Origin of the sequence: Kosakonia sacchari SP1 (assembly GCF_000300455.3) — a bacterium.
Taxonomy (GTDB): domain Bacteria; phylum Pseudomonadota; class Gammaproteobacteria; order Enterobacterales; family Enterobacteriaceae; genus Kosakonia; species Kosakonia sacchari.
This window is the reverse complement of record NZ_CP007215.2, coordinates 1,518,431-1,544,579: the sequence shown is the minus strand read 5'-3', so window position 1 is coordinate 1,544,579 and position 26,149 is coordinate 1,518,431. Positions and strand designations below refer to the sequence as shown.

Sequence of the window (26,149 nt, the reverse complement as noted above, 5' to 3'; positions counted from 1 at the left end):
ATTTTCAACGAATTTCTAGAAATTCTCTTTCCGTTTGCCAGCCGGATAAGCGCACTCAACCGGCCAACAAACTCAGCGCAATACCATCAACAGCGCCAGCACGACAACCGCGCCAATGCTCATGGAAGCCACATACCAGCGCAGGTAACCGTTCTCGCTAAACAGCAGACCTTTGCCTGCGAAGCGGGAAAGGATCGCCGGGATGTTCATCAGCGCATTGAGCGGATCGCTCTTCAGCAACCATGCAATACCAAGGTATGGCTTCACAAAGACGCGATCGTAAAGCCAGTCGAAGCCCCAGGCATTGAACCACCAGGTCCCGAAGAAACGTCCCGTTGCGCTGTTGGCAATAGAATGCACCAGTGTGCGATTACCCAGCCACAGCCATGCTGCCAGCAGGATACCGATAATCGCTACCGCACCGGATGCCACTTCCAGCATCACAACGCTGCTGTGCGCAAGCTCGGTGGTTTCCGGCAACACGCCTTTCAGCGGCGGCACGATCATCGCGCCAACAAAGGTAGACAGCACCAGCAACACGATCAGCGGCAGATGATGGGTAATCCCCTTCCCTGCATGCGCGTGGATTTGTTCTTTTCCGTGGAAAACAATGAAAATCAGACGGAAGGTGTAGAGCGATGTCATAAAGGCACCGACCAGGCCTGCAATCATCAGATTGATATGACCATTCGCAACCGCACCGGCAAGGATTTCATCCTTACTGAAGAAGCCTGCGGTGATCATAGGCAACGCTGAAAGCGCTGCGCCACCGACCAGGAAGCAAGCGTAGACCAGCGGAATAGACTTACGCAGGCCACCCATTTTGAAGATGTTCTGCTCGTGATGGCACGCGAGGATCACTGAACCGGAGGAGAGGAACAGCAGCGCTTTAAAGAATGCGTGCGTCATCAGGTGGAAAATCGCCGCATCCCAGGCTTGTACGCCAAGCGCCAGGAACATGTAACCAATCTGGCTCATGGTGGAGTAAGCGAGCACACGTTTGATATCGGTTTGCACCAGCGCGGCGAAACCTGCCATCAGCAGCGTTACGGCACCCACAATACCCACCAGATGCAGCACTTCCGGCGTCAACAGGAACAAGCCGTGCGTACGTGCAATCAGGTAGACACCAGCGGTAACCATCGTTGCAGCGTGGATCAGTGCAGAAACCGGAGTCGGGCCAGCCATCGCGTCCGCAAGCCAGGTCTGCAACGGCAGCTGCGCGGATTTACCGACCGCACCGCCCAGCAGCATCAACGTCGCCCACATCAGCATGTTATTGCCGTTGGCGAAGTGCTGCGGTGCCTGTTCAACCATTTCGCGGAAGTTCAGCGTGCCCAGTTCGTTGTAAAGAATGAACAGCGCGAAAGCGAGGAACACATCACCCACGCGGGTGACGACGAACGCTTTCATCGCCGCGGCGCCATTCTTCGGATCGGTGTAGTAGAAACCAATCAGCAGATAGGAGCACAGGCCCACGCCTTCCCAGCCGAGGTACATCAACAGCAGGTTATCACCCAGCACCAGAACGACCATGCTGGCGATAAACAGGTTGGTGTAGGCGAAGAAGCGGGAGTACCCCTCTTCACCGCGCATATACCAGGAAGCGAACATGTGGATCAGGAAACCTACACCGGTGACCACCGAAAGCATGGTCAAAGAGAGGCCGTCCAGTACCAGATTGAAGCCGATGTTGAAATCACCGACCGCCATCCACGTCCAAAGCGGTTTTGCGAAAGGTTGCTGACCGTTATTGAAGAAATCAACGCCCGCATACGCGGTCACCAGCGCAGCCAGACCAATCAACCCGACACCTATGGTTGCGGAAACATTTTCCGACCAGCGGCCACGGGAAAACGCCAGCAGCACAAAGCCAATAAAAGGAAAAATAATGGTTAAGGCGAGCATGTTCATCCACGCATCTCACTTACTGAATCGATATTCAGATTCTGGCGGCGACGATGGAGTTGCAACAGCAACGCCAGGCCAATGCTCGCTTCGGCAGCCGCGAGGCTAATGGCGAGTATGTACATCACCTGTCCGTCGGTCTGACCCCAGTAGCTGCCCGCGACCACAAAGGCCAGCGCAGCGGCGTTAATCATGATTTCCAGCCCAATCAGCATAAACAGCAGGTTGCGGCGGATAACCAGACCGGTCAGCCCCAAAACAAACAAAATCGCAGCGAGGATCAATCCATGTTGCAACGGGATCATGCGTGCTCCTCCGTTTTTCTTTTCGCGCGGTCTTCCGTGCGATTGCTCAGCACTTCGCCAGGTCTGTCTTCGCGTCCCAGATGGAAAGCGACAACCAGCCCCGCCAGCAGCAGCATTGAAGCCAGTTCCACCGCCAGTACGTAAGGACCAAACAGCGTAATGCCAACCGCTTTCGCGCCAATCGCCGTCCCCTCGATACCCTGATCGTTAACGCCGAGGATGGCGTAAATCATCACCACCAGTAGCACTGCGGAAAGCAGCGCAGGGCCAATCCAGATTTGCGGCGACAACCAGTTGCGCTCCTGCTCGACCACGGTATTGCCGAGGTTCAGCATCATCACCACAAACACAAACAGCACCATGATGGCTCCGGCGTAGACGATGATCTCCAGCGCCCCGGCGAAGTACGCGCCGAGCGAAAAGAAGACCCCGGCAATGGCCAGCAGAGACACAATCAGATACAGCAACGCGTGTACCGGGTTGGTATGCGTAATCACGCGTACCGTCGTCAGGATGGCGACCAGGCCACAGATATAAAAAGCGAACTCCATTGCCCCTCTCCTTACGGTAACAGGCCCTTGACGTCGATAGGCTTGGCTTCATTTTCCGCTTCGCCTTTATCTTTGCCGTCGATTGCCATACCTGCCATCCGGTAGAAGTTATATTCCGGGTATTTGCCCGGACCGGAGATCAGCAGATCCTCTTTTTCGTACACCAAATCCTGACGTTTGTATTCGCCCATCTCGAAATCCGGGGTGAGCTGAATCGCCGTTGTCGGGCACGCTTCTTCGCACAAACCGCAGAAAATGCAGCGTGAGAAGTTGATACGGAAAAATTCCGGATACCAGCGGCCGTCCTGCATCTCCGCTTTTTGCAGCGAGATACAGCCGACAGGGCAGGCTACCGCACACAGGTTACAGGCAACGCAGCGCTCGGAACCGTCCGGGTCGCGCGTCAGCACGATACGACCACGGTAGCGCGGTGGCAGATAGACCGGCTCTTCCGGGTACATACGCGTTTCGCGTTTGGCGAACGCATGCAGGCCAATCATCCAGATACTACGAACCTGGGTGCCGAAGCCCACGAGTAATTCTTTTAAAGTCATGGTCTTTTCACCCCTTATTGCGCTTGCCAGAGAATGACAGCCGCCGTTCCCAGCAAGTTAATCAGCGTCAATGGCAGGCAGACTTTCCAGCCGAAGGACATCACCTGGTCATAACGCGGACGCGGCAGCGCGGCGCGGATCAAAATGAACATCATCATAAAGAACGCAGTTTTCAGCGCGAACCAGATGAATGGCGGTAACAACGGCCCTTGCCAGCCACCGAAGAACAGCGTGACCATCAGCGCGGAAATGGTGACGATACCGATGTATTCCCCGACAAAGAACAGGCCGAACTTCATACCGGAATATTCGATGTGGTAACCATCCGCCAGCTCCTGCTCTGCTTCCGGCTGGTCAAACGGGTGACGGTGACACACCGCAACGCCCGCGATCGCGAAAGTCACAAAACCGAAGAACTGCGGGATAACGTTCCACAAACCGGCCTGGTTGTTAACGATGTCGGTCATGTTGAATGAACCGGCCTGCGCAACCACACCCATCAGGGAAAGCCCGAGGAACACTTCATAGCTCAGGGTCTGCGCGGAAGCACGCATCGCACCAAGCAACGAGTATTTGTTGTTACTCGACCAGCCAGCGAACAGCACCGCGTAAACCGCCAGACCTGCCATCATCAGGAAGAACAGGATGCCGATATTGAGGTCGGCCACCACCCAGGTCGGGCTGACCGGCACAATAGCGAACGCTAACAGCAACGAGGTAAAGGCAATCATTGGCGCAAGAGTAAAAATCACGCGATCCGAAAAGCGCGGGATCCAGTCCTCTTTAAAGAACATCTTGATCATGTCCGCCACCAGCTGGAGTGAACCACCCCAGCCTACGCGGTTCGGCCCATAACGGTTCTGGAACAGACCGAGCAGACGACGTTCACCAAAGCTCATGAACGCACCACAGGTGACCACCACCAGCAGAATGACGACTGCTTTCAGAATGCTTAACAGAATGTCGATAACATCCGGTGTTAACCAGCTCATGCTTGCGCCTCCTGCAGATTTTCAAGACGTGCCCCGGCCAGTACCGGCGCGATGCCCGGCATCCCCATCGGCAGCCCAACCTGCCCTGCCGCCAGACCTTCAGAAACCTGCAACGGCAGGCTGATAGTCTGCCCTTCGTAAGTGAAGGAGATATGCGCGCCCGCGTTCACGCCAAGCTTCGCGGCATCTGCCGGATTCAGCTTGATGTAGGGTTGCGGCATACGGCTCTGGAACACCGGCGAACGCTGGGACAGTTCGTCACTGCCAAACAGGTGATAGTAAGGCGCGATACGCCACTTGCCATCCTGCACTTCGAACGCGCCCGGTACAGTAGTGAAGTAATCAAGACCGCTTACAGACGCTTCGATCAGGCGTACGCCCGGATCGCCGTGACGCAGGTGACCACCCACTTCGTCCTGGAATTTGTTCCAGGCCTGCGGGGAGTTCCAGCCCGGCGCCCATGCAAACGGAATTTGCGAACGCGGCGCAGACGGCTGGTTGTTCCCTTCCATTGAGAAAGCGAACATGGTGTCTTTGTCCTGCGGCTGACGCGGTTCGTGCACGCTGATATTGGCGCGCATCGCTGTGCGTCCACTGTAGCGGTGCGGTTCACGCGCCAGTTTCTGACCACGAATGCGGAAGCTGGCATCAGGCGCGGCATCTTTAATACCGGCCAGTTGCGGCAGGGCTTCAACCGCCGCGTCGATCACATGATCAAGCTGCGTCCAGTCCACTTCGCGGTTTTGCACAGTGCTGTGCAGCGAGTGCAGCCAGCGCCAGCTTTCCAGCATCAGCGTTTTGCTGTCGTAATAGGTCGGGTCGTAAACCTGGAAGAAGCGCTGTGCGCGGCCTTCGTTATTGATGACCGTACCGTCGCTTTCAGCAAAGCTGGCGGCGGAAAGCACCAGATGGGCGCTATCCATAATGGCGGTGCGCTGATGATCAACCACCAGTACCAGCGGCGCTTTTGCCAGCGCCGCGTCAACGCGGGCCGCTGAAGCGTGACGGTGCAGATCGTTTTCCAGCACGACAACGGCGTCAGCACTGCCGCTTTCCAGCTCAGCCAGCGCGTCATCGAGGCTACCGCCGCCGATAAGCCCCAGCCCCATGCTGTTCACCGAACGGGCAATCATGGTGATGCCGACATCGGAACCACGGCCTTTCAGTGCTTTCGCAACGTTTGCTGCCGCCTGAATCACCGCCGTGCTTCCGGCGTTAGTTCCGGAGATAATCAGCGGTTTTTTGGCCCCGGCCAGCGCCTGAACAATCACATCTACTTTGCTTTTCAGGTCGTTGCTCAGACCGTCAACCGCAGGAGAAGCTTCGTCCAGCGCATGCGCGATGGCGAAACCTAAGCGAGCCTGGTCTTCTACCGGTGCGCAGTAGGTCCACGCTGCGATATCGTCCAGACGGGTACTGTCGACGTTGGTAACAAACAGCGGATGTTTAGCACGCTGACCAATGTTCATGATCGCCGCGATCTGCCAGTCGGCCACTTTCTGCGCCGCCGCCATTTCACGTGCTTTGCCTTTCACCGCCTGACGAACCGCCAGCGCGACGCGGGCGCCGGTCTGGGTGATATCCTCACCGAGGATCAGCACCGCATCGTAAGATTCAATTTCACGCAGCGCCGGTGTACGAATGCCGCCTTCGCGCAGCACTTTCAGCGCCAGCTCAAGACGTTCCTGCTCACCTTTAGCGATGCCGGTATAGAAGTTTTCCGCACCGACTAATGCACGCAGCGCGAAGTTACTCTCTACGCTTGCGCGCGGAGAACCGATACCGATCACTTTCTTCGACTGACGCAGAATATCCGCGGCACCCTGCATCGCCTGCTCGGCGTTAAGGGTGATCAGATCATCGCCACGGCGTTGAACCGGCTGACGCGGTCTGTCTTTCAGGTTGACGTAGCCATAGCCAAAACGACCACGGTCGCAGAGGAAGTAGTGGTTAACCGTGCCGTTGTAGCGGTTTTCGATGCGACGCAATTCACCATAACGTTCGCCAGGGCTGGTGTTACAACCCAGGGAGCACTGCTGGCAGATGCTCGGCGCGAACTGCATATCCCACTTACGGTTATAACGCTCAGAGTGGGTTTTATCGGTGAATACGCCGGTCGGGCAGATTTCCACCAGGTTGCCGGAGAATTCGCTTTCAAGCACGCCATCTTCCGGGCGACCAAAGTACACGTTGTCATGGGCGCCATACACGCCAAGATCCGTGCCGTCCGCGTAATCTTTGTAGTAACGCACGCAGCGGTAACAGGCGATACAGCGGTTCATTTCGTGAGAGATGAACGGGCCGAGATCCTGATTGCGGTGCGTACGTTTGGTGAAACGATAGCGGCGGAAGCTGTGACCGGTCATCACGGTCATATCCTGCAGGTGGCAGTTGCCCCCTTCTTCGCAGACCGGGCAGTCGTGCGGGTGGTTGGTCATCAGCCACTCGACCACGCTTTCACGGAACTGCTTCGCTTCGTCGTCATCAATAGAGATAAAAGTACCGTCGGATGCCGGTGTCATACAGGACATCACCAGGCGGCCACGCGTGTCTTCCGCGTTTTGATATTGCTTCACCGCACACTGGCGGCACGCACCCACGCTCCCCAGCGCCGGATGCCAGCAAAAATAGGGAATATCAAGGCCTAAAGAGAGACACGCCTCAAGAAGGTTGTCTGCTCCGTTTACCTCGTATTCTTTGCCGTCTACATGAATAGTAGCCATTAGCATGCTTCCAGTTGTCTCAGTCAGCGACTAAGAGTTAATCAAAATTCTGTTCGCGTCCCCTCATCGGCTCGATGAAGGGAGAACCATTACCAGCGCGCTTTCAGCAAGTTTGGCTGGATACCGCCAATTGCATGGGTATTGCTGAATTGCTGTTTAATGCCCGCTTCGAACTCTTCGCGGAAATATTTAATCGCGCTCTGTAACGGTTCAACCGCACCTGGCGCATGCGCGCAGAAGGTTTTACCCGGCCCGAGTTGTCGACACAATTGCTCAAGTGTCTCGATATCTCCAGGCTGGCCTTCACCGCGCTCCAGCGCACGCAGGATTTTCACGCTCCACGGCAGACCATCGCGACATGGCGTACACCAGCCGCAGGACTCGCGGGCGAAGAACTCTTCCAGGTTACGCACCAGCGGTACCATGCCAATTTCATGGTCAACGGCCATCGCCAGCGCCGTACCGAGACGGCTGCCCGCTTTACCGATGCTTTCAAACTCCATCGGCAAGTCGAGGTGTGCTTCGGTCAGGAAGTCAGTACCTGCCCCACCCGGCTGCCAGGCTTTAAATTTCAAGCCATCACGCATACCGCCCGCGTAATCCTCAAGGATTTCACGCGCGGTGGTACCAAACGGCAGCTCCCACAGACCCGGATTCTTCACGCGGCCGGAGAAGCCCATCAGTTTGGTGCCCGCATCTTTGCTGGTCGAAATGTTCTGATACCACTCAACGCCGTTCGCCAGAATAGCCGGGACGTTACACAGGGTTTCGACGTTGTTGACACACGTCGGTTTACCCCATGCGCCAGAGCTTGCCGGGAATGGCGGTTTGGAACGCGGGTTAGCGCGGCGGCCTTCCAGCGAGTTAATCAGCGCCGTTTCTTCGCCGCAGATATAACGTCCCGCACCGGTATGCACGAACAGTTCGAAGTCGAATCCGCTGCCAAGAATGTTCTTGCCGAGCAAACCGGCTTCGGTTGCTTCAGCAATCGCGCGGCGCAGATGCACCGCCGCTTCAATATATTCACCACGCAGGAAGATGTAGCCACGGTAGGCTTTCAGCGCGAATGCCGAAATCAGCATCCCTTCCACCAACAGGTGCGGTAGTTGCTCCATCAGCAGGCGGTCTTTGTAGGTGCCCGGTTCCATTTCATCGGCGTTACACAGCAAGTAACGGATGTTCATGGATTCGTCTTTCGGCATCAGGCTCCACTTCAGACCTGTGGAGAAGCCCGCGCCACCGCGACCTTTCAGACCAGAATCTTTAACCGCGTTGACAATCTCATCCGGTGCCATGCCGGTCAGCGCTTTGCGCGCACCGGCGTAACCGTTTTTGCTCTGGTACTCTTCGAGCCAGACCGGCTGTTTGTCATCACGCAGACGCCAGGTCAGCGGATGCGTTTCAGGAGTACGGATAACTGTTTTCATTTATACCGCTCCAGCAAGTCAGGGATTGCGTCCGGCGTCAGATGGCTGTGAGTGTCCTCATCAATCATCATGTTCGGGCCTTTATCGCAGTTACCCAGACAGCAGGTCGGCAGCAGCGTAAAGCGACCGTCGAACGTTGTCTGGCCCGGTTTAATCTTCAGATGGCTTTCAATCGCGGATTGAATGCCCTGATAGCCGGTGATATGGCAAACCACGCTGTCGCAATAGCGAATAACATGGCGGCCAACCGGCTGGCGGAAGATCTGGCTGTAGAATGTTGCCACGCCTTCAACATCGCTCGCCGGAATGCCCAGCACATCAGCGATGGCGTAAATTGCGCCGTCCGGCACCCAACCACGCTGTTTCTGAACGATCTTCAGCGCTTCAATGGACGCCGCACGCGGGTCTTCGTAGTGGTGCTTCTCGTGCTCAATTGCCTCACGCTCTGCCGCACTCAGCTCAAAAGCCTCGGTTTGTGGTTGTTGATTCTCGTGCATAATTAGCGATCCACATCTGACATAACAAAATCGATACTACCCAGATAGACAATCAAGTCTGATACCAGACTGCCGCGGATGGCCGACGGGATTTGCTGCAAGTGCGCAAAACTCGGGGTACGAACGCGGGTGCGGTAGCTCATGGTGCTGCCGTCGCTGGTTAGGTAGTAACTATTAATACCCTTAGTTGCTTCAATCATCTGGAAGGATTCGTTGGCCGGCATTACCGGGCCCCACGACACCTGCAAGAAGTGAGTAATCAGGGTTTCGATATGTTGCAGCGTGCGCTCTTTCGGCGGCGGCGTTGTCAGCGGGTGATCCGCTTTGAACGGGCCTTCCGGCATGTTGTTGAGGCACTGCTCAAGAATGCGCAGGCTCTGGCGCAACTCTTCAACTTTCAGCATCACGCGGGTGTAGCAGTCGCTCACGCCACCGCCAACCGGGATTTCAAAGTCGAAGTTCTCGTAACCGGAGTACGGGCGCGCTTTACGCACGTCAAAATTGATGCCGGTCGCACGCAGGCCTGCACCGGTCGTGCCCCACTCCAGCGCTTCTTTCGCGTTGTAAGCGGCAACGCCCTGCGAGCGGCCTTTCAGAATGGTGTTACGCAGCGCCGCTTTCTCGTAAGAGGCCAGCCGTTTTGGCATCCAGTCAAGGAACTCACGCAGCAGACGATCCCAACCACGCGGCAGATCGTGCGCCACGCCGCCAATGCGGAACCAGGCCGGGTGCATACGGAAACCGGTGATCGCTTCCACCAGATCGTAAATTTTCTGACGATCGGTAAAGGCGAAGAACACCGGCGTCATTGCGCCGACGTCCTGGATAAAGGTTGAGATATAAAGCAGGTGGCTATTGATGCGGAACAGTTCAGACAGCATCACGCGGATCACGTTGACGCGATCCGGCACGGTGATACCGGCCAGTTTTTCCACCGCCAGCACGTAAGGCATTTCGTTTACGCAACCGCCGAGATACTCGATACGGTCGGTGTAAGGAATGTAGCTGTGCCAGGACTGGCGCTCACCCATTTTCTCCGCGCCACGATGGTGGTAACCGATATCCGGCACGCAGTCGACGATCTCTTCGCCGTCCAGTTGCAGAATGATACGGAACGCACCATGCGCAGAGGGGTGGTTCGGGCCGAGGTTGAGGAACATAAAGTCCTCGTTTTCGGTGCCGCGTTTCATGCCCCAGTCTTCCGGCTTGAAGGTCAACGCTTCCATTTCCAGATCCTGCTTGGCTTTGGTCAGCTCAAACGGATCGAATTCAGTCGCGCGCGCCGGGTAATCTTTACGCAGCGGGTGACCCGTCCAGGTTTGCGGCATCATGATGCGCGTCAGGTGCGGGTGACCATTAAAGGTAACGCCAAACATCTCCCAAGTTTCACGCTCATACCAGTTGGCGTTCGGGAAAAGTTTGGTAATTGTCGGCACATTCAGATCGTTTTCAGCCAGCGCCACTTTCAGCATGATGTCGCGGTTGCGATCGATGGAAATGAAGTGGTAGAAAACGGAAAAATCCGCGGCGGGCAAACCGGCGCGGTGTGTGCGTAGACGTTCGTCCATGCCGTGCAAATCGAACAGCATGACGTATGGTTTCGGTAATTTCTTTAAGAAATCGACCACTTCCAGCAACTGCTCACGCTTAACCCAAACGACGGGTACCCCGGTGCGGGTCGCCTGAACGGTAAAGGCATCCGGCCCAAAACGGTTGCGCAATTCGCCAATGACCGGATCATCCAGATGATCCCGGGTCTGCCATGCGGCTTCTTGCGCAGTTAAATCGGTCATATTGTTCACCATTGCAAAGGGTCCGTGGTGACTGTTGGGTATGGCTTCGCGTTATTGGATTATTGAAATGCGAAGTTTCTTCCATTACCCACAGGCGCAAATTAAATCTCGTCCGGCGTACGCAGATTGGTTACGGCGATACGCTCGCCACGCTTACGGTCGCGTTCCGACTGCATATTGGCGCGATAAACGCCCTGATCGCCAACCACCCACGAGAGCGGACGACGCTCCTTACCAATCGACTCCTGCAGCAGCATCAGCGCCTGCATATAGGCTTCAGGACGCGGCGGGCAGCCAGGGATGTAAACATCCACCGGGATAAATTTGTCGACGCCTTGTACGACTGAGTAAATGTCGTACATACCGCCAGAGTTTGCGCAGGCCCCCATGGAGATAACCCACTTAGGTTCCAGCATCTGGTCGTAAAGGCGCTGAATGACCGGCGCCATTTTGGTAAAGCATGTGCCCGCCACCACCATCAGGTCTGCCTGACGAGGAGAAGCACGCAGCACTTCCGCACCAAAACGCGCAACATCGTGCACCGCCGTAAAGGATGTCACCATCTCTACGTAACAGCACGACAGACCAAAGTTATATGGCCAAATTGAGTTTTTACGTCCCCAGTTCACCATATCGTGCAGGGCATTTTCGAGTTTGCCCATATAAACGCTACGGTTAATTTCTTGTTCCAGGGGGTCGGTTACGATCTCCTGTTTCTGCAGGGGTAACGGTCGTTCTCACCGTTAGGATCTATGCGGGTGAGCGTATAATCCATCTTATTGCCTCGCGGTTAGCGTTGACTGTCAGTGTAGCTGTTAGTCTCTGGGTTGATTTGCTCACGGCGCGAACGCACGGGCGTCCAATCCAGCGCGCCAATACGCACCAGATAAACCAGACCAGCCAGCAGCACTAATATAAAAATTGCGGCTTCGACAAACCCGACCCAACCACTCTCGCGAATGGAGGTTGACCATGCGTATAAATAGAGCGCTTCCACATCGAAGATGACGAAGAACATGGCCACCAGGTAGAACTTGGCGGATAGACGTAAGCGAGCGGAACCGACGGAGTCGATACCCGATTCGAAAGGAACGTTTTTGTGCCTCGCGCGTGCGCGACCGCCCAAAAACCGACCGCCGATCAGCATCAGGCAACACAGGCCAATGGCGACAATAAGAAAGATAGCGAATGCCCAGTGATGAGCGATGATTTCAGTGGATGTTGACATACGCATTGCTTAACTCAAAAGGTAGCGTTATTACCTCTGCTCTTGCTGGCAGATGACGCCACATCGATTCACGGGGAGGAATAAAAAACCACACATTAACTGTGTAAAAGGCGAAAACAGCTAAACGATGTGGGTTTTTACTCCTTTCTATAACCTTTTGTCAACTTTAACAAAGGTTTCCTCACATTAGTTTACATCGGCAGCAATTCATTAACATTTAGTGCCGTTTTCTTGAACGGCTTCAAACATTCACAAGAAATATCCAGGTGTTGAATCGTGTCCGTAGCGAGGTTTTACACTAATTACCCGCTTATTTTGACAGGATTTTGTCCGGATTCCTCCCCCTCAACGGGAGTATTTTCTTGATCTGAGACACGCTTTTGTTAATTCATTCAGTGAAACAGCAACAATCCGCCTTGATTTTTAACATGACCAGCAGGCATAAAAGACTATAGTTGAAAAAAGCAGATCTTGCTGTGAGTGACATTAAATTATTGAAAGAAAGAATAATTTTCAGGAAGGATGTTTCTGTAATTCATAATCTGTGCGCAAAATGAACCGATAACCGCTTTTTTGCCGCCAGCGGTTCATTTTTGCACTTACATTTTGTTACCAGATTTGGCAGGGAATGTTAGCTAAAATCCCCTTCAATAACCAGCGGATCGCCTCCTCCTTCAGGAGTACCGCCGCTGTAATGCCAGGGGTTTTGATAATGTTCCATGGCCTGGAAAATTACCTGTGCCAGCTCATTGCGGCTTTGCGGGTTATAGCAGAGCAGATATTCCGTATCCGGCAACAGCGGCAGCCCTTCGGCTCTGCCCAGAACGCGCAAATCAGGGCTCATCATTTCCACCGGCCGCGCGGTTACACCTAATCCAGCTTTTACGGCCGCTTTTACCGCCGACAGCGACGAAGCAACATAAGCCATACGCCAGGGAATATCCGCATCATTCAGCGAATTGATGACCATATCGCGAAATGGGCTGGGCTCATCCAACAGGACCAGTGGTATCGCCTCACTTTTCTGTAACACGTACTCAGCCGAGCAGTACCAGTGCGTGGGCGATGTACGTAACGTCAGGCAATCGAATTGCGCGGAACAGTGAGTCGTCACTACAAGATCAACATCATGCTCTTGTTCGCGCTCGTCAGAAAAGGGGTTGCGTTTCACGCGCACATCAAGAGCCAGCTTCGGGTATACCGAGCTAATACGATTAAGCAAAAACGGTAAAATCGTGTCCGCGGACTCATCAGAAGCACCAATAGTTAAGACGCCCTGAAGGTTGCTAAACATTAGCGACGTGCATGCTTCGTCATTGAAACGTAAGATCTTTCGCGCATATCCCAGTAACTGAATACCATGTTCAGTTAACAGTTTATTGCGACCATGACGGGCAAATAATTCTTTTCCCACTAATTGTTCAAGCCGCTGCATTTGCTGACTTACGGCGGACTGTGTGCGACAAACTGCAGCAGCGGCCGCAGCAAAAGTGTTTAGATCGGCGACCGCAACGAAAGTTCTCAGCAGATCGAGGTCGAGATTCAATATCGGACGATTTGCATTTATCATAATTTTTCACTTACGGGTCGTTCGCGCGGAGTGACCCGGGTTTATGCTGTGCTCGTAAGATTAAGTAATTCCATTTAAAAAGTGCATCCAGCAGGATCATAACCAGGTAAAGCTGGCAGTCTTCAGGTGCTTATAGTTCGCTGTCTAACGCAAGCTGAACTCAATGGCTTTATTTCGCCTTCTGCCATTCCTTTTAGATATATAAAAGATGCCAAAGCGCGTTATTCCTTTTAAGAAAAACATGTTTGTGCAACGTTCATAGGCTATACATAGCACTGCGCCATATAGAACCAGCCTATATAACTGGTCAGAATTAAAAGCGAGTAATAACAATCAACTACAATTAATAAATAAACCTTAACTAAAGCAAGGTTTTTGGTCTCAGTTCCATTTCTTGCCCCACGAGTTTAACCTAAAACCTTTATATTTATAAGCATTATTGCGAATTATCTTAAGCAAACAAATGACCTCTTCCACACCATCATCTTATTAATATTAGTGATAGTCATCGTTCCCATTCTCAATATTAAATCGCTATTAATTAAGTGAAGAACTAACTATTAATAATTCTTAACATTGCGTTTACAGCCAACTGATTTCTTCGCCTGGCCAAATGAGGCAGTAATCCAGCGCGCGGGTTTTATGCAGAGAACGAATTCTACCGTAGCACAAGCGCCTCAAACCACGACTAAACGAATGCTTTTAGACGGTAAAAAACTTCACAACAAAACGAAATGCCAGCATTAAAAACCAAAATAAAAGAAAAAACAGAAAAAACAAAAACAAAAAGCCTAATAAGCAGTTAAAGAATCGTTAACCATCAGAGACATTAAGACAAAATCTTCTCCTGCAAACCCTTCAAAACAGCCGGACGGGGGAGTACATTGTTCCGTGCTCACTTCCACGGCAGGCAGTGGCTATTCTAGCTAAAAGGTCAAAGGTTCATGTCCTCCATCGAAAAATCCAGCAAATTAGATAACGTCTGTTACGACATCCGTGGCCCGGTTCTGAAAGAAGCAAAACGTCTTGAAGAAGAAGGCAACAAGGTCCTCAAACTCAACATCGGCAACCCAGCCCCTTTCGGCTTCGAGGCACCGGATGAAATTCTGGTTGATGTGATCCGCAACCTGCCCAGCGCGCAAGGTTACTGCGACTCCAAAGGACTTTATTCCGCGCGTAAAGCCATCATGCAGCACTACCAGGCACGTGGCATGCGCGAAATCACTGTGGAAGACATCTATATTGGCAACGGTGTTTCCGAGTTGATCGTGCAGTCGATGCAGGCGTTGCTTAACAGCGGTGACGAAATGCTGGTGCCCGCACCGGATTACCCGCTGTGGACCGCTGCTGTCTCGCTCTCCGGCGGGAAAGCGGTGCACTATTTATGTGATGAGTCAGCCGGCTGGTTTCCTGATCTCGACGACATTCGCGCCAAAATTACACCGCGTACACGCGGGATTGTCATTATCAATCCAAACAACCCAACCGGCGCGGTTTACTCAAAAGAACTGCTGCTGGAAATCGTTGAGCTCGCGCGTCAGCACAACCTCATCATCTTTGCAGATGAAATCTACGACAAAATTCTTTACGACGAAGCGCAGCATCACTCCATTGCCGCACTCGCGCCGGACCTGTTCACCATTACCTTTAACGGATTGTCGAAAACCTACCGGGTCGCGGGTTTCCGCCAGGGCTGGATGGTATTGAGCGGGCCGAAAAAACACGCGAAAGGCTACATTGAAGGGCTTGAGATGCTGGCATCGATGCGTCTGTGCGCCAACGTTCCGGCACAACACGCGATTCAGACTGCGCTCGGCGGCTACCAGAGCATTAGTGAATTTATTGTTCCTGGCGGGCGTCTGTATGAGCAGCGTAATCGCGCGTGGGAGCTGATCAATGAGATCCCGGGGGTTTCTTGCGTGAAACCAAGCGGCGCGCTGTATATGTTCCCGAAAATCGACGCCAAACGCTTCAATATTCACGACGATCAGAAAATGGTACTCGATTTCCTGTTACAGGAAAAAGTACTGCTGGTACAAGGGTCTGCGTTTAACTGGCCATGGCCGGATCACGTGCGAATTGTGACGCTGCCGCGCGAAGACGATCTGGAAATGGCGATAACCCGTTTTGGTCGTTTCCTCTCGGGTTACCACCAGTAAGCATTCCGGGGGGAGGATTTGCATCTTCCCCCACTCTCTGCGCACAATGACTCAGGTCGCAGTCACAGACAAGGTTAACCATGAGTCAGAGCCATTTTTTCGCCCACCTTTCCCGCCTTAAACTCATCAATCGCTGGCCGCTGATGCGCAATGTGCGCACGGAGAATGTCTCCGAACATAGCCTGCAAGTCGCGATGGTCGCCCATGCGCTGGCGGCGATTAAAAACCGTAAATTCGCAGGCCAGGTCAATGCTGAACGCATCGCGTTACTGGCGATGTACCACGATGCATCGGAAGTGCTGACCGGAGATTTGCCAACGCCGGTAAAATACTTCAACTCGCAGATCGCCCAGGAATATAAAGCCATCGAGAAGATCGCCCAGCAAAAACTGGTCGAGATGGTGCCGGAAGAACTGCGCGATATTTTTGCGCCGCTGATCGACGAACATCACTACACCGCAGAAGAAAAATCGATCGTGAAACAGGCAGATGCCCTGTGCGCTTATCTGAAATGTCTGGAAGAACTCTCCGCTGGCAACAACGAATTCTTGCTGGCTAAATCACGGCTGGAAAAAACACTCGATGCGCGCCGCAGCCCGGAAATGGATTACTTTATGCAGGTGTTTGTGCCGAGCTTTCATTTGTCGCTGGATGAAATCAGCCAGGATTCGCCGCTGTAACTGAACATGCCGGGCCAACAGCCCGGTCATGTCAAAACGGGAACAGCACCGGAATTAATAGTGCGCAGACCACCATCACCAGCATCGTGAACGGCACGCCGATTTTTACGAAATCACTAAACTGATAGTTACCCGGCCCTAAAACCAGCGTATTCACCGGTGAGGAAACGGGCGTCATAAACGCAGCCGAGGCCGCCATCGCCACGACCATTGCGAACGGGTAAGGCGAAACGCCCATCGATTTCGCCGCCGCCAGGGCAATCGGCGCCATCAATACCGCGGTCGCAGTGTTAGAGATAAATAAACCAATCGTGGCGCACATCACGAACAAGCATATTAGCATCAGGTGCGGACCGTAGCCGCCGCCCAAATCCATCAACCCTTTCACCACCAGATCCACACCGCCAGTTTTTTGCAACGCCAGCGCGAACGGCATCATGCCGACAATCAAAATAATGCTCGGCCAGTGGATCGCTTTATACGCACTTTCTGCATCAATACAGCGAAACTTGCCCATCAGCATACAAGCAATGATCGCGGCAACCGGATTGGGAATTTCATCGGTCAGCATCAAAGCAACCATCAATACCAGACAGAAAATGGCATGTGCCGCCTGGCTGTGCGCCGGAGACGCAGCGCTCTCTTCCACCGGCAAATTGAGCACCACAAAGTCGCGCCCGTGCGAACCAAGCTGGCTGATGAGTTTCCAGTTCCCGACCACCAGAAAAACGTCGCCCAGTTGTAACATTTCATCCGTCACCGCACCTTCCAGCGCCTCGCCGTTGCGTTTCAGACCAACAACGTTAAGACCGTAGCGGGTGCGAAAACCGATTTCCCGCACTGTCTTCCCTATCAGTTCCGAATCCGGGATCAACGACACCTCCGCCATCCCAACATCCAGCGCCTGGTCGGAAAAATACTCACCGCGCAGGATCATCGGTTCAAGCAGTTGTTCAGCGCAAAACTGGCGCAAGTCGACTTCGGCGGCAGACATATCAATCAGCAGCACATCGCGGGCACGAAATTCGGACACCCCATTAACGTTAACAATGACACGCCGGAAATGTCGCCAGCGCTCAACACCGATAATGTTGGCACCATAGCGTTCACGCAGTTGTAAATCATCCAGGCGCTGCCCAATCATTGGCGAACCGGGGCGAATCGCCAGACGGCGCGCCCGCCCGGCCAGACGATACTCTTTAATAAGATCGCGAAAACTGCGGCGTTTCCAGCTTTCACGCGCGGTATCGTCATTCTCCCCTTTCAACGTGAAACGCATCAACAGCATATAAATGATGCCAAGCAGCAAAATCACCAGCCCCAAAGGCGTCACGCTAAAAAAGCTGAACCCGTCAAAACCTTCACGTAGCAACTCACTGTTAACGACAAGGTTCGGCGGCGTCGCTACCAGCGTCATCATGCCGCTAATAAGGCCGGCGAAGCTGAGCGGCATCATCAGCCGCGACGGCGAAATCTGCATGCGCATTGACACACTCAGTACCACCGGGATAAAGATCGCCACCACACCGGTCGAACTCATAAATGCGCCAAGCCCGGCAACGGTAACCATCAACAGCACCAGCATTTTGATTTCGCTGCTGCCCGCCATGTTGACGAGCCACGCCCCCATATTCGTCGCTACGCCAGTGCGCACCAGGCCATCGCCGATGATAAACAGAGCGGCAATTAACACGACGTTCGGGTCACTAAAACCAGACAACGCTTCGGAAAGCGTCAGCGTTCCACTGAGAACAAAGGCAACAATAACAAACAGCGCAACAGCATCCATACGCACTTTGCCCGTTGCAAAAAGCACCACCGCGATGCCTAGCAGACACAGTACCCAGATAAGCTCACCGTTCACAACGAATCCTTGTCAGTTGATAGTGGAGAAATAGTGCCATAAAAAACCCCACAAAAGTGGGGTTAAATCATGGAATCAGGCCTTTAGCGTGACATTCACCAGGCCGTCCGGCCGTTTTGCGACATCGAGCGCTTCGAGTGTAGTGAGCCGGAAATCGACTTCATCAAGCCGGGGGGCATCTGCAGGAACATTTACCGCAATCACATGGCAACCTGCGGCAAGGCCGGAAAGGACACCCGCCGGCGCATCTTCCACCACCACGCACTCTTGCGGTGCCAGCCTCAGCAGCTGTGCGCCAAGGAGATAAGCATCAGGCTCAGGTTTGCCGCGTGTGACCTGCTCGGCGGTGACGAACACTTTCGGCGTCGGCAAGCCGGTTGCACGATGTCGCGCGTGAGCGACAGGCACCGACCCGGAAGTGACGATGGCCCATGGAATGCCTGACTCATCTAAATGCTGAAGCAGCGCAATCGCGCCAGGTAGCGCGGTAATGCCATCAGTGTCTGCCGCTTCAATCTGTTCAAGCCAGGTAAATTCAGCCGCAATCTCTGCTTCAGACTTGCCCGGTAAGAAATGCCGCAGCGAGGTAATCGCCTGTTTGCCATGGATAAAATTCAGTATTTCATCATGCGCGATACCAAATCGATCAGCCCAGTTACACCAAGCCCGCTCCACGGCGGGCAGCGAATTCACCAGGGTGCCATCCAGGTCAAACAGAAATCCTTTACACTGCACACTCACCTCCTCAGGCGTTGATAATCTGATTAATTTCGTTACTGCTCAGGTGGTACTGACGCGGGCAGGAGTGCCACACACTCAGCATGCGCTGATATTTTTCCCACATCGGGGTTTGCGCGTTAAAGCCGTGGGTACCGGCGTCGAAATGGGTATAACGGCCTTCGATGTTGACCATAAAACGCACGTAGCCGAGGTAACGCGCTTCCGTTGCGGCGTCAAAGCCGAGGAAAGTCACGCGGCGCTCATCAATGGCGCTGGTGTCTTTCAGATTGGCCCAGGAGACATGCAGTGCGTGATACATCTCCATAATGTCGATAACAGTGCGACAGGTCTCTTCTTTCAACTCGCCGAATTCACGATCCAACTCGCGCATTTGCAGGCCATATCCACGCTCAATAATGGTTTGCAAACGGCGATAGCGCTCTGCATTAGCCGGATCCATCATGGTCATCATTTTGTACTGGTTGGATAAGATCAGACGTTGGGCATTGGTCATTTCCATCTTTCGACTCCTGTGGCACATCGGCGCATTAAAAAAGATGCCTTGAGTTTACCTGCTGAAAAAGACGGCTTTTTTGATTTGCCGGGGGTTTTGGGTAGAACACGATGAAAAATAAAAAAGAAGACATCGCAAAAATGCCTTCTTTTATAGAGATGGCGAAACTTGCTCAAACTCACAAATCATCAAGAAATGTTTTATCGAGTTGTTTAAAAGCACGCTTAAGCGTGTCGGCCAGCGCCTGATAATCAGGCTTACCCTCTACAGGTGCCAGCGCCTGCCCCGCTTCTTGCAACTTACCGCGCACTTCATAAAACCAGTGCAGAATCGACGGCGGTAGCGGCGTCACGGAACGCTTACCCAGCCACCACAACCCTTGCATCGGCAAGCTCAGCGCAAACAGCGCGGTAGCCACCGCCGGTCCAAGCTGACCGCCGAGCGCAATTTGCCAGCAGAGAGTAAACACGGCCACGGGCGGCATAAAGCGCGTGGCATAGCGCATTGCGCGGATTACCCGGTTTTCAACGAACATCGGAGCGAGGCGTTTTTCCATAGGCCAGGTCTTCGCATAGTGCTGACCCCGACTAAACAAACTAAAAAAAGTGACGGGTCGATTCTCTGAAGTGGACATGGTTTACCTCAACTTCACATATAAAAATTAAAAAATTTGTGCAAAACAACAACTGTGAATGACATCGTTAAAATTTTTTGTCAATCCCACCTGGTATCAGGTATCCTGTGGCGGCCTTGACCGGTTCATTAGACGAATATCTTTAAATCGTCAAATTTAAGCTCATTATGCCACTGTCTGAAATTTGCGCAAAATAGCTTAAAATTTTATGTATTCTTCTCATCATGCCAGAAAGTAAACCCGGCATGATGTTAATCATAATTGTCAGTATTCACCTGCGCTACGCTGTGCGACTCACTGACCTTTTTTAGCCACGTATCATAAATAGGTACTTCCATGTCGAGTAAGTTAGTACTGGTTCTGAACTGCGGTAGCTCCTCACTGAAATTCGCAATCATCGATGCAGTTAATGGTGACGAGTACCTTTCTGGTTTAGCCGAGTGTTTCCATCTTCCTGAAGCGCGCATCAAGTGGAAAATTGATGGCGGTAAACAAGAAGCGGCTTTAGGTGCAGGTGCCGCTCACAGCGAAGCGCTGAACTTTATCGTTAACACTATTCTGGCACAAAAACCAGAACTGTCTGCACAGCTGACCGCAATCGGTCACCGCATCGTGCACGGTGGCGAAAAATACACCAGCTCCGTGGTTATCGACGAATCCGTTATTCAGGGCATCAAAGATGCAGCCTCTTTCGCACCGCTGCACAACCCGGCTCATTTGATCGGCATCGCCGAAGCGCTGAAATCCTTCCCGAACCTGAAAGACAAAAACGTGGCCGTGTTCGACACTGCGTTCCACACCACGATGCCGGAAGAATCCTACCTGTATGCGCTGCCGTACAAACTGTACAAAGAGCATGGCGTTCGTCGCTATGGCGCACACGGCACCAGCCACTTCTATGTGACTCAGGAAGCAGCCAAAGTTCTGAACAAACCGGTTGAAGAGCTGAACATCATCACCTGCCACCTGGGCAACGGTGGTTCTGTTTCCGCTATCCGTAACGGCAAATGCGTTGATACTTCCATGGGTCTGACCCCGCTGGAAGGCCTGGTAATGGGTACCCGTTCTGGTGATATCGACCCGGCAATCATTTTCCATTTGCATGACACCCTGGGCATGAGCGTTGAAGCTATCAACAAAATGCTGACCAAAGAGTCCGGCCTGCTGGGTCTGACCGAAGTCACCAGCGACTGCCGTTATGTAGAAGACAACTACAAAGATAAAGAAGACGCGAAGCGCGCAATGGACGTTTACTGCCACCGTCTGGCGAAATACATCGGCTCTTACACCGCGCTGATGGAAGGTCGTCTGGACGCGGTTGTCTTCACCGGCGGTATCGGTGAAAACGCCGCCATGGTACGTGAACTGTCGCTGGGCAAACTGGGCGTTCTCGGCTTTGAAGTTGACCACGAACGTAACCTGGCTGCCCGTTTTGGTAAGTCTGGCTTTATCAACAAAGAAGGCACCCGCCCGGCTGTCGTTATCCCGACAAACGAAGAGCTGGTCATCGCGCAAGACGCGAGCCGCCTGACTGCCTGATTCCACACACCGCCAGCCCACGCTGGCGGTGCTGTTTTGTAACCCGTCTCGCAAGACGGTAACGAAAGAGGATTAACCGTGTCCCGTATTATTATGCTGATCCCTACCGGAACCAGCGTCGGCCTGACCAGCGTCAGCCTTGGCGTTATCCGTGCTATGGAACGCAAAGGCGTTCGTCTGAGCGTCTTTAAACCGATTGCCCAGCCGCGCGCCGGTGGCGATGCGCCGGACCAGACCACCACTATCGTGCGTGCTAACTCTGGCCTGACTGCAGCAGAACCGCTGAAAATGAGCCACGTTGAGTCGCTGCTCTCCAGCAACCAGAAAGACGTGCTGATGGAAGAGATCATCGCCCGCTATCACGAAAGCAGCAAAGACGCTGAAGTGGTACTGGTTGAAGGCCTGGTTCCGACGCGTAAACATCAGTTCGCGCAGTCGCTGAACTTTGAAATCGCGAAAACGCTGAACGCAGAAATCGTGTTTGTCATGTCTCAGGGCACCGACACGCCGGAACAGCTGAAAGAGCGTATCGAACTGACCCGCAACAGCTTCGGTGGTACGAAAAACACCAACATCACTGGCGTTATCGTTAATAAACTGAACGCACCGGTTGATGAACAAGGCCGTACCCGCCCTGACCTGTCAGAAATTTTTGATGACTCGTCTAAAGCTAAAGTTATTCATATCGACCCGGCGAAACTGCAAGAAGCCAGCCCGTTGCCGGTGCTGGGCGCTGTGCCGTGGAGTTTCGATCTTATTGCCACCCGCGCAATCGACATGGCTCGCCACCTGAACGCGACCATTGTTAACGAAGGCGATATCAAAACCCGCCGCGTGAAATCTGTGACCTTCTGTGCGCGCAGCATTCCGCACATGCTGGAACACTTCCGCCCGGGTTCACTGCTGGTGACTTCCGCAGACCGTCCGGACGTGCTGGTTGCCGCTTGCCTGGCTGCGATGAACGGCGTGGAAATCGGTGCGCTGCTGCTGACTGGCGGCTACGAAATGGACGCCAGCGTACGCAAACTGTGCGAGCGTGCATTCGCCACCGGCCTGCCGGTATTTATGGTGAATACCAACACCTGGCAGACTTCCCTGAGCCTGCAGAGCTTCAACCTGGAAGTTCCGGTTGATGATAACGAGCGTATCGAAAACGTTCAGGAATACGTGGCTGGCTACATCAATGCCCAGTGGATCGATTCTCTGACCGCGACCTCCGAACGCAGCCGTCGTCTCTCTCCGCCGGCCTTCCGTTACCAGTTGACCGAGCTGGCGCGCAAAGCGGGCAAACGCGTTGTTCTGCCGGAAGGCGACGAACCACGTACCGTGAAAGCTGCCGCTATCTGTGCTGAACGTGGTATCGCGACCTGTATCCTGCTGGGTAACCCGGACGAGATCAACCGCGTTGCCGCTGCGCAAGGCGTTGAGCTGGGCACCGGGATTGAAATCGTCGATCCGGACGTAGTGCGTGAAAGCTACGTTGCTCGCCTGGTTGAGCTGCGTAAGAGCAAGGGCATGACCGAAGCCGTCGCCCGCGAACAGCTGGAAGACAACGTAGTTCTCGGCACGCTGATGCTGGAACAAGACGAAGTAGACGGTCTGGTTTCTGGTGCTGTGCACACCACCGCGAACACCATCCGTCCGCCGCTGCAGTTGATCAAAACCGCACCGGGCAGCTCACTGGTTTCTTCCGTGTTCTTTATGCTGCTGCCGGAACAGGTTTATGTGTACGGTGACTGCGCCATCAACCCGGATCCGACCGCTGAACAACTGGCAGAAATCGCGATTCAGTCTGCGGATTCCGCTATCGCGTTCGGTATCGAACCGCGCGTGGCAATGCTCTCCTACTCCACCGGTAACTCCGGCGCGGGTAGCGATGTAGAGAAAGTGCGTGAAGCGACTCGTCTGGCGCAAGAAAAACGTCCAGACCTGGTAATCGACGGCCCGCTGCAGTATGACGCTGCGGTTATGGCTGACGTTGCGAAATCCAAAGCGCCGAACTCGCCGGTTGCAGGTCGCGCTACCGTGTTCATCTTCCCGGATCTGAACACCGGTAACACCACCTACAAAGCGGTACAGCGTTCTGCTGACCTGATCTCCATCGGGCCGATGCTGCAGGGCATGCGCAAACCGGTTAACGACCTGTCCCGTGGCGCGCTGGTAGACGATATCGTCTACACCATCGCACTGACCGCGATCCAGGCTTCACAGCAGTAATCTGCTTTAACCGGCAACAAAAAGGCGACCATCCGGTCGCCTTTTTTATTTCTGACAGAAAATCATGTTTTGTTGGCAAGCGAAGCAGATTTTGGCTCGCCTTATCCAGGAGTGAAATCTCACAGCGCGACAGGTGCTTCTCTGTAGAGGTTTCGACATGGCTTTCAGGGGCAAATCAGTATCGCTTCTGTGAAAGCAGCTTTATGCTTGCGCGGCTATATCTGCTGTCAGGAGATAAAAAAACAAAACACCGATAATGTCGGTGTTTTGCCTGCGGCAGAAACGCTGATTACTCTGCTTCCTGCACCGCTACCGCATCATTACTTGCATTGCGCGTCATCCACAGTGCCAGCGCTTTTAACGAATCATTGGTAAACTCGTCGCAGCGCGCGGTGATCTCTTCCGGCGTCATCCAGCATACTTCGCTGACTTCTTCTTCCTGCAACGCGAACGGCCCGTGGGAAACGCAGCTGAACAGCCCGCCCCAGACCCGACAGTGTTCATCTTCAAAATAAAACTGGCCATGCTCGGCAAACGGCACACCCGCAATACCTAACTCTTCTTCCGCTTCGCGGCGCGCGGAATCCAGCAGGTTTTCCCCTGCCTGCACCACACCACCGGCGGTGGCATCCAGCATACCGGGCATAAAATCTTTGATCTCTGTGCGACGCTGCACCAGCACTTTGCCCATCCCATCATGCACCACAATGTAGGTTGCGCGGTGACGCAGACATTGCGCCCGCATTTGCTGCCGGCTGGCCTGCGCGATCACCTCATTGTCTTCATTGACAATATCCACCCACTCCATGCCTGCAAAATGACTCTGTTCCACCATCGGGAAATCTTCTCTTTAGGGCGCTCTGTTGGCGCGTTTCGGTTGAAAGGTAACTTACGGATTAATCGTGACCTGCGCAATAACCCGCTGATCATTAAGTGTGATAACGCGCAATACGTCCTCTTCCAGCATGCCGTAGCTGGCCGCGAATCCGCCTTTTGGAATACTGACCGAGCCGGGGTTGAAGTGGAAAATAACACCTCGCTTCTCAGCAACCGGAATATGCGTATGACCATAGACCAGCACATCGCCCGCCGCCAGCGACGTCTCGTCGTCCGGGCCAAAGAGGTGACCGTGCGTCAAAAACAGGCGGCGTTCAGGCAGTAAAATCTGCTGCCAGGGCGCAGTAATTGGAAACTTCAGCAGCATCTGATCCACTTCGCTGTCGCAGTTGCCGCGCACGGCAATAATTTGGCTGGCCTGTTCATTCAAACGCTCCGCAACCTGCGCAGGCGCATAGCCTTCGGGTAAGGCATTGCGCGGGCCGTGATTCAGCACATCGCCAAGGATCACCAGCCAGCGGGCATCACTTTGCGCGAACCGTTCCAGTACGCTTTCCGTCGCGGGCAACGACCCATGAATATCCGATGCAAACATCAGTTTCATCACTGCACCTCATGTGGAAGAAAACGCCCCATAATAACGGAAGTTGCCGGGCTTATCAGCCCGCGCGCTTAGCGGAAAGTGCAACAAAGCGCTGGACCGATGAGCGTTGCCACTGGAAGGTGGCGTAATCCGCCAGCCGCTCCGGCACGCTGTCGCCGTTCAACACGAGCCGGTTCAGCATCAACGCCAGGTCAACATCAGCGATGCACCATTCGCCAAACAGATTCGGTTTATCGTGCGCCAGCAGCTCACCAGCAATCGCGAACAGCTTGGCGGCACTCGCCTGCCCGGCAGCACTAAGCGGCGCTTTTTTGGCTCCGGCAAACACTACCGTTGTCGAACGCTCTTCGCGGATAGGTATTAAATCGCTACGCAGCCAGGCCTGAATTTGCCGGGCGCGCGCGCGTTTTTGCAGATCAAGAGGATAAATACGTTCCCACTCCGGCGGGGCAAAGCGCTCCTCCAGATATTCATCAATCGCCGTGGATTCACTGAGCTCAAACCCTTCAATCTCCAGCACCGGCACACGTTGCGTCAGACTGAAACCCGGCCAGTCGGGTGCACGTTGCGCACCACTATCGAGATCGACAGTTTTGAGGGTAAAGGGCAGCCCTTTTTCATGTAGTGCGACATAGGCCGACAGCACATACGGGGAAAAATACTCTGCGTCAGACCATAAGGTGATAGCCGGTTCGCTCATAACATCCTCGTTCAGTAGTTGAGATTTTTCTTCAAAATATAACGTCCTGTGCGCCCTGTCACTTGATGAAAGTTCACGCATCAGAGGTAACACCTATACTCAAACTCAGACGTTTCTTTTCCGCTTCACGGGA

General features: G+C 53.7%; 22 protein-coding genes and 1 pseudogene. 4 read left to right on the top strand and 19 right to left on the bottom strand.

The genetic code is table 11. The features are described from left to right. Positions 1 to 72: 72 nt before the first annotated feature. The 12 genes and pseudogenes from nuoL to lrhA form a co-directional block, all read right to left on the bottom strand. On the bottom strand, positions 73 to 1,914 hold the full coding sequence (gene nuoL / locus C813_RS30380; protein ID WP_017458591.1) for an NADH-quinone oxidoreductase subunit L: 1,842 nt from the start codon (positions 1,912 to 1,914) through the stop codon (positions 73 to 75). Then, the gene (nuoK, locus tag C813_RS30375) at positions 1,911 to 2,213 is read right to left on the bottom strand and encodes an NADH-quinone oxidoreductase subunit NuoK (RefSeq protein ID WP_002463445.1); all 303 of its coding nucleotides are present in this window, start codon (positions 2,211 to 2,213) and stop codon (positions 1,911 to 1,913) included. The genes nuoL and nuoK overlap by 4 nt, the downstream gene beginning before the upstream one ends. Continuing rightward, the gene (gene nuoJ / locus C813_RS30370; RefSeq protein WP_017458592.1) at positions 2,210 to 2,764 is read right to left on the bottom strand and encodes an NADH-quinone oxidoreductase subunit J; all 555 of its coding nucleotides are present in this window, start codon (positions 2,762 to 2,764) and stop codon (positions 2,210 to 2,212) included. Before nuoJ ends, nuoK begins: the two co-directional genes overlap by 4 nt. Before the next feature lie 11 nt (positions 2,765 to 2,775). After that, positions 2,776 to 3,318 carry an NADH-quinone oxidoreductase subunit NuoI gene (gene nuoI / locus C813_RS30365; RefSeq protein ID WP_017458593.1) on the bottom strand — a complete coding sequence of 181 codons (543 nt, stop codon included), beginning with the start codon at positions 3,316 to 3,318 and terminating at the stop codon, positions 2,776 to 2,778. A 14-nt stretch (positions 3,319 to 3,332) separates the two neighbouring features. Then, the gene (gene nuoH / locus C813_RS30360) at positions 3,333 to 4,310 is read right to left on the bottom strand and encodes an NADH-quinone oxidoreductase subunit NuoH (RefSeq protein ID WP_017458594.1); all 978 of its coding nucleotides are present in this window, start codon (positions 4,308 to 4,310) and stop codon (positions 3,333 to 3,335) included. Beyond that, positions 4,307 to 7,033: an NADH-quinone oxidoreductase subunit NuoG gene (gene nuoG / locus C813_RS30355; RefSeq protein WP_017458595.1), complete on the bottom strand. Its 2,727-nt coding sequence runs from the start codon at positions 7,031 to 7,033 to the stop codon at positions 4,307 to 4,309. The genes nuoH and nuoG overlap by 4 nt, the downstream gene beginning before the upstream one ends. A gap of 89 nt (positions 7,034 to 7,122) precedes the next feature. Further along, the gene (gene nuoF, locus C813_RS30350; protein WP_017458596.1) at positions 7,123 to 8,460 is read right to left on the bottom strand and encodes an NADH-quinone oxidoreductase subunit NuoF; all 1,338 of its coding nucleotides are present in this window, start codon (positions 8,458 to 8,460) and stop codon (positions 7,123 to 7,125) included. Then, positions 8,457 to 8,957 carry an NADH-quinone oxidoreductase subunit NuoE gene (nuoE, locus tag C813_RS30345; protein ID WP_017458597.1) on the bottom strand — a complete coding sequence of 167 codons (501 nt, stop codon included), beginning with the start codon at positions 8,955 to 8,957 and terminating at the stop codon, positions 8,457 to 8,459. Before nuoE ends, nuoF begins: the two co-directional genes overlap by 4 nt. Before the next feature lie 2 nt (positions 8,958 to 8,959). Next, entirely contained in the window at positions 8,960 to 10,762 is a 1,803-nt protein-coding gene (nuoC, locus tag C813_RS30340; protein WP_017458598.1) for an NADH-quinone oxidoreductase subunit C/D, read from the bottom strand. An 89-nt stretch (positions 10,763 to 10,851) separates the two neighbouring features. Continuing rightward, positions 10,852 to 11,525 (bottom strand): annotated as a pseudogene (gene nuoB, locus C813_RS30335) (NADH-quinone oxidoreductase subunit NuoB). Positions 11,526 to 11,540: 15 nt separating this feature from the next. Continuing rightward, a complete protein-coding gene (gene nuoA / locus C813_RS30330; RefSeq protein ID WP_017458599.1) occupies positions 11,541 to 11,984 on the bottom strand; it encodes an NADH-quinone oxidoreductase subunit NuoA in 444 nt (147 codons plus the stop codon). Positions 11,985 to 12,609: 625 nt separating this feature from the next. Beyond that, positions 12,610 to 13,548, bottom strand: coding sequence for a transcriptional regulator LrhA (lrhA, locus tag C813_RS30325; protein WP_017458600.1), 939 nt, complete (start codon positions 13,546 to 13,548; stop codon positions 12,610 to 12,612). A 944-nt stretch (positions 13,549 to 14,492) separates the two neighbouring features. Here lrhA and C813_RS30320 point away from each other — a divergent pair. Beyond that, positions 14,493 to 15,707 (top strand): pyridoxal phosphate-dependent aminotransferase, encoded by a 1,215-nt coding sequence (locus C813_RS30320; protein WP_017458601.1) that lies wholly within the window; start codon positions 14,493 to 14,495, stop codon positions 15,705 to 15,707. An 80-nt stretch (positions 15,708 to 15,787) separates the two neighbouring features. Further along, positions 15,788 to 16,387, top strand: a complete 600-nt coding sequence (yfbR, locus tag C813_RS30315; protein WP_017458602.1) for a 5'-deoxynucleotidase — start codon at positions 15,788 to 15,790, stop codon at positions 16,385 to 16,387. Positions 16,388 to 16,418: 31 nt separating this feature from the next. Here yfbR and C813_RS30310 read toward each other — a convergent pair whose 3' ends face one another. From C813_RS30310 to yfbV, 4 genes are all read right to left on the bottom strand, one after another. After that, entirely contained in the window at positions 16,419 to 18,251 is a 1,833-nt protein-coding gene (locus tag C813_RS30310; RefSeq protein WP_017458603.1) for an SLC13 family permease, read from the bottom strand. A 75-nt stretch (positions 18,252 to 18,326) separates the two neighbouring features. Then, positions 18,327 to 18,986, bottom strand: coding sequence for a sugar phosphatase (locus C813_RS30305; protein WP_017458604.1), 660 nt, complete (start codon positions 18,984 to 18,986; stop codon positions 18,327 to 18,329). Between the two features lie 10 nt (positions 18,987 to 18,996). After that, positions 18,997 to 19,491, bottom strand: a complete 495-nt coding sequence (locus tag C813_RS30300; RefSeq protein WP_017458605.1) for a YfbU family protein — start codon at positions 19,489 to 19,491, stop codon at positions 18,997 to 18,999. A gap of 172 nt (positions 19,492 to 19,663) precedes the next feature. Beyond that, the gene (yfbV, locus tag C813_RS30295; RefSeq protein ID WP_017458606.1) at positions 19,664 to 20,119 is read right to left on the bottom strand and encodes a terminus macrodomain insulation protein YfbV; all 456 of its coding nucleotides are present in this window, start codon (positions 20,117 to 20,119) and stop codon (positions 19,664 to 19,666) included. A 336-nt stretch (positions 20,120 to 20,455) separates the two neighbouring features. Between yfbV and ackA the strand changes: the two genes are divergently transcribed. Further along, entirely contained in the window at positions 20,456 to 21,658 is a 1,203-nt protein-coding gene (gene ackA / locus C813_RS30290; RefSeq protein WP_017458607.1) for an acetate kinase, read from the top strand. 78 nt (positions 21,659 to 21,736) lie between these two features. After that, a complete protein-coding gene (gene pta, locus C813_RS30285) occupies positions 21,737 to 23,875 on the top strand; it encodes a phosphate acetyltransferase (protein ID WP_017458608.1) in 2,139 nt (712 codons plus the stop codon). A 289-nt stretch (positions 23,876 to 24,164) separates the two neighbouring features. On the opposite strand, the gene yfcD is transcribed toward pta, so the two are convergent. Genes yfcD through yfcF form a run of 3 tightly spaced genes read right to left on the bottom strand, consistent with a single transcriptional unit; the run spans position 24,165 to position 26,016 of the window. Further along, the gene (yfcD, locus tag C813_RS30280; protein ID WP_017458609.1) at positions 24,165 to 24,710 is read right to left on the bottom strand and encodes an NUDIX hydrolase YfcD; all 546 of its coding nucleotides are present in this window, start codon (positions 24,708 to 24,710) and stop codon (positions 24,165 to 24,167) included. A 54-nt stretch (positions 24,711 to 24,764) separates the two neighbouring features. Beyond that, the gene (gene yfcE / locus C813_RS30275; protein WP_017458610.1) at positions 24,765 to 25,316 is read right to left on the bottom strand and encodes a phosphodiesterase; all 552 of its coding nucleotides are present in this window, start codon (positions 25,314 to 25,316) and stop codon (positions 24,765 to 24,767) included. Between the two features lie 55 nt (positions 25,317 to 25,371). After that, positions 25,372 to 26,016, bottom strand: a complete 645-nt coding sequence (gene yfcF, locus C813_RS30270) for a glutathione transferase (RefSeq protein WP_017458611.1) — start codon at positions 26,014 to 26,016, stop codon at positions 25,372 to 25,374. Positions 26,017 to 26,149 lie beyond the last annotated feature (133 nt).

Coding starts and splice junctions, on each gene's coding strand:
- yfbV (WP_017458606.1), bottom strand. CDS start 20,119: ATGTCCACTTCAGAGAATCGACCCGTCACTTTTTTTAGTTTGTTTAGT.
- ackA (WP_017458607.1), top strand. CDS start 20,456: ATGTCGAGTAAGTTAGTACTGGTTCTGAACTGCGGTAGCTCCTCACTG.
- nuoJ (WP_017458592.1), bottom strand. CDS start 2,764: ATGGAGTTCGCTTTTTATATCTGTGGCCTGGTCGCCATCCTGACGACG.
- nuoA (WP_017458599.1), bottom strand. CDS start 11,984: ATGCGTATGTCAACATCCACTGAAATCATCGCTCATCACTGGGCATTC.
- yfcE (WP_017458610.1), bottom strand. CDS start 25,316: ATGAAACTGATGTTTGCATCGGATATTCATGGGTCGTTGCCCGCGACG.
- nuoE (WP_017458597.1), bottom strand. CDS start 8,957: ATGCACGAGAATCAACAACCACAAACCGAGGCTTTTGAGCTGAGTGCG.
- nuoC (WP_017458598.1), bottom strand. CDS start 10,762: ATGGTGAACAATATGACCGATTTAACTGCGCAAGAAGCCGCATGGCAG.
- yfcF (WP_017458611.1), bottom strand. CDS start 26,016: ATGAGCGAACCGGCTATCACCTTATGGTCTGACGCAGAGTATTTTTCC.
- yfcD (WP_017458609.1), bottom strand. CDS start 24,710: ATGGTGGAACAGAGTCATTTTGCAGGCATGGAGTGGGTGGATATTGTC.
- nuoG (WP_017458595.1), bottom strand. CDS start 7,033: ATGGCTACTATTCATGTAGACGGCAAAGAATACGAGGTAAACGGAGCA.
- nuoK (WP_002463445.1), bottom strand. CDS start 2,213: ATGATCCCGTTGCAACATGGATTGATCCTCGCTGCGATTTTGTTTGTT.
- lrhA (WP_017458600.1), bottom strand. CDS start 13,548: ATGATAAATGCAAATCGTCCGATATTGAATCTCGACCTCGATCTGCTG.
- yfbR (WP_017458602.1), top strand. CDS start 15,788: ATGAGTCAGAGCCATTTTTTCGCCCACCTTTCCCGCCTTAAACTCATC.
- nuoF (WP_017458596.1), bottom strand. CDS start 8,460: ATGAAAACAGTTATCCGTACTCCTGAAACGCATCCGCTGACCTGGCGT.
- nuoL (WP_017458591.1), bottom strand. CDS start 1,914: ATGAACATGCTCGCCTTAACCATTATTTTTCCTTTTATTGGCTTTGTG.
- nuoI (WP_017458593.1), bottom strand. CDS start 3,318: ATGACTTTAAAAGAATTACTCGTGGGCTTCGGCACCCAGGTTCGTAGT.
- C813_RS30320 (WP_017458601.1), top strand. CDS start 14,493: ATGTCCTCCATCGAAAAATCCAGCAAATTAGATAACGTCTGTTACGAC.
- nuoH (WP_017458594.1), bottom strand. CDS start 4,310: ATGAGCTGGTTAACACCGGATGTTATCGACATTCTGTTAAGCATTCTG.
- C813_RS30300 (WP_017458605.1), bottom strand. CDS start 19,491: ATGGAAATGACCAATGCCCAACGTCTGATCTTATCCAACCAGTACAAA.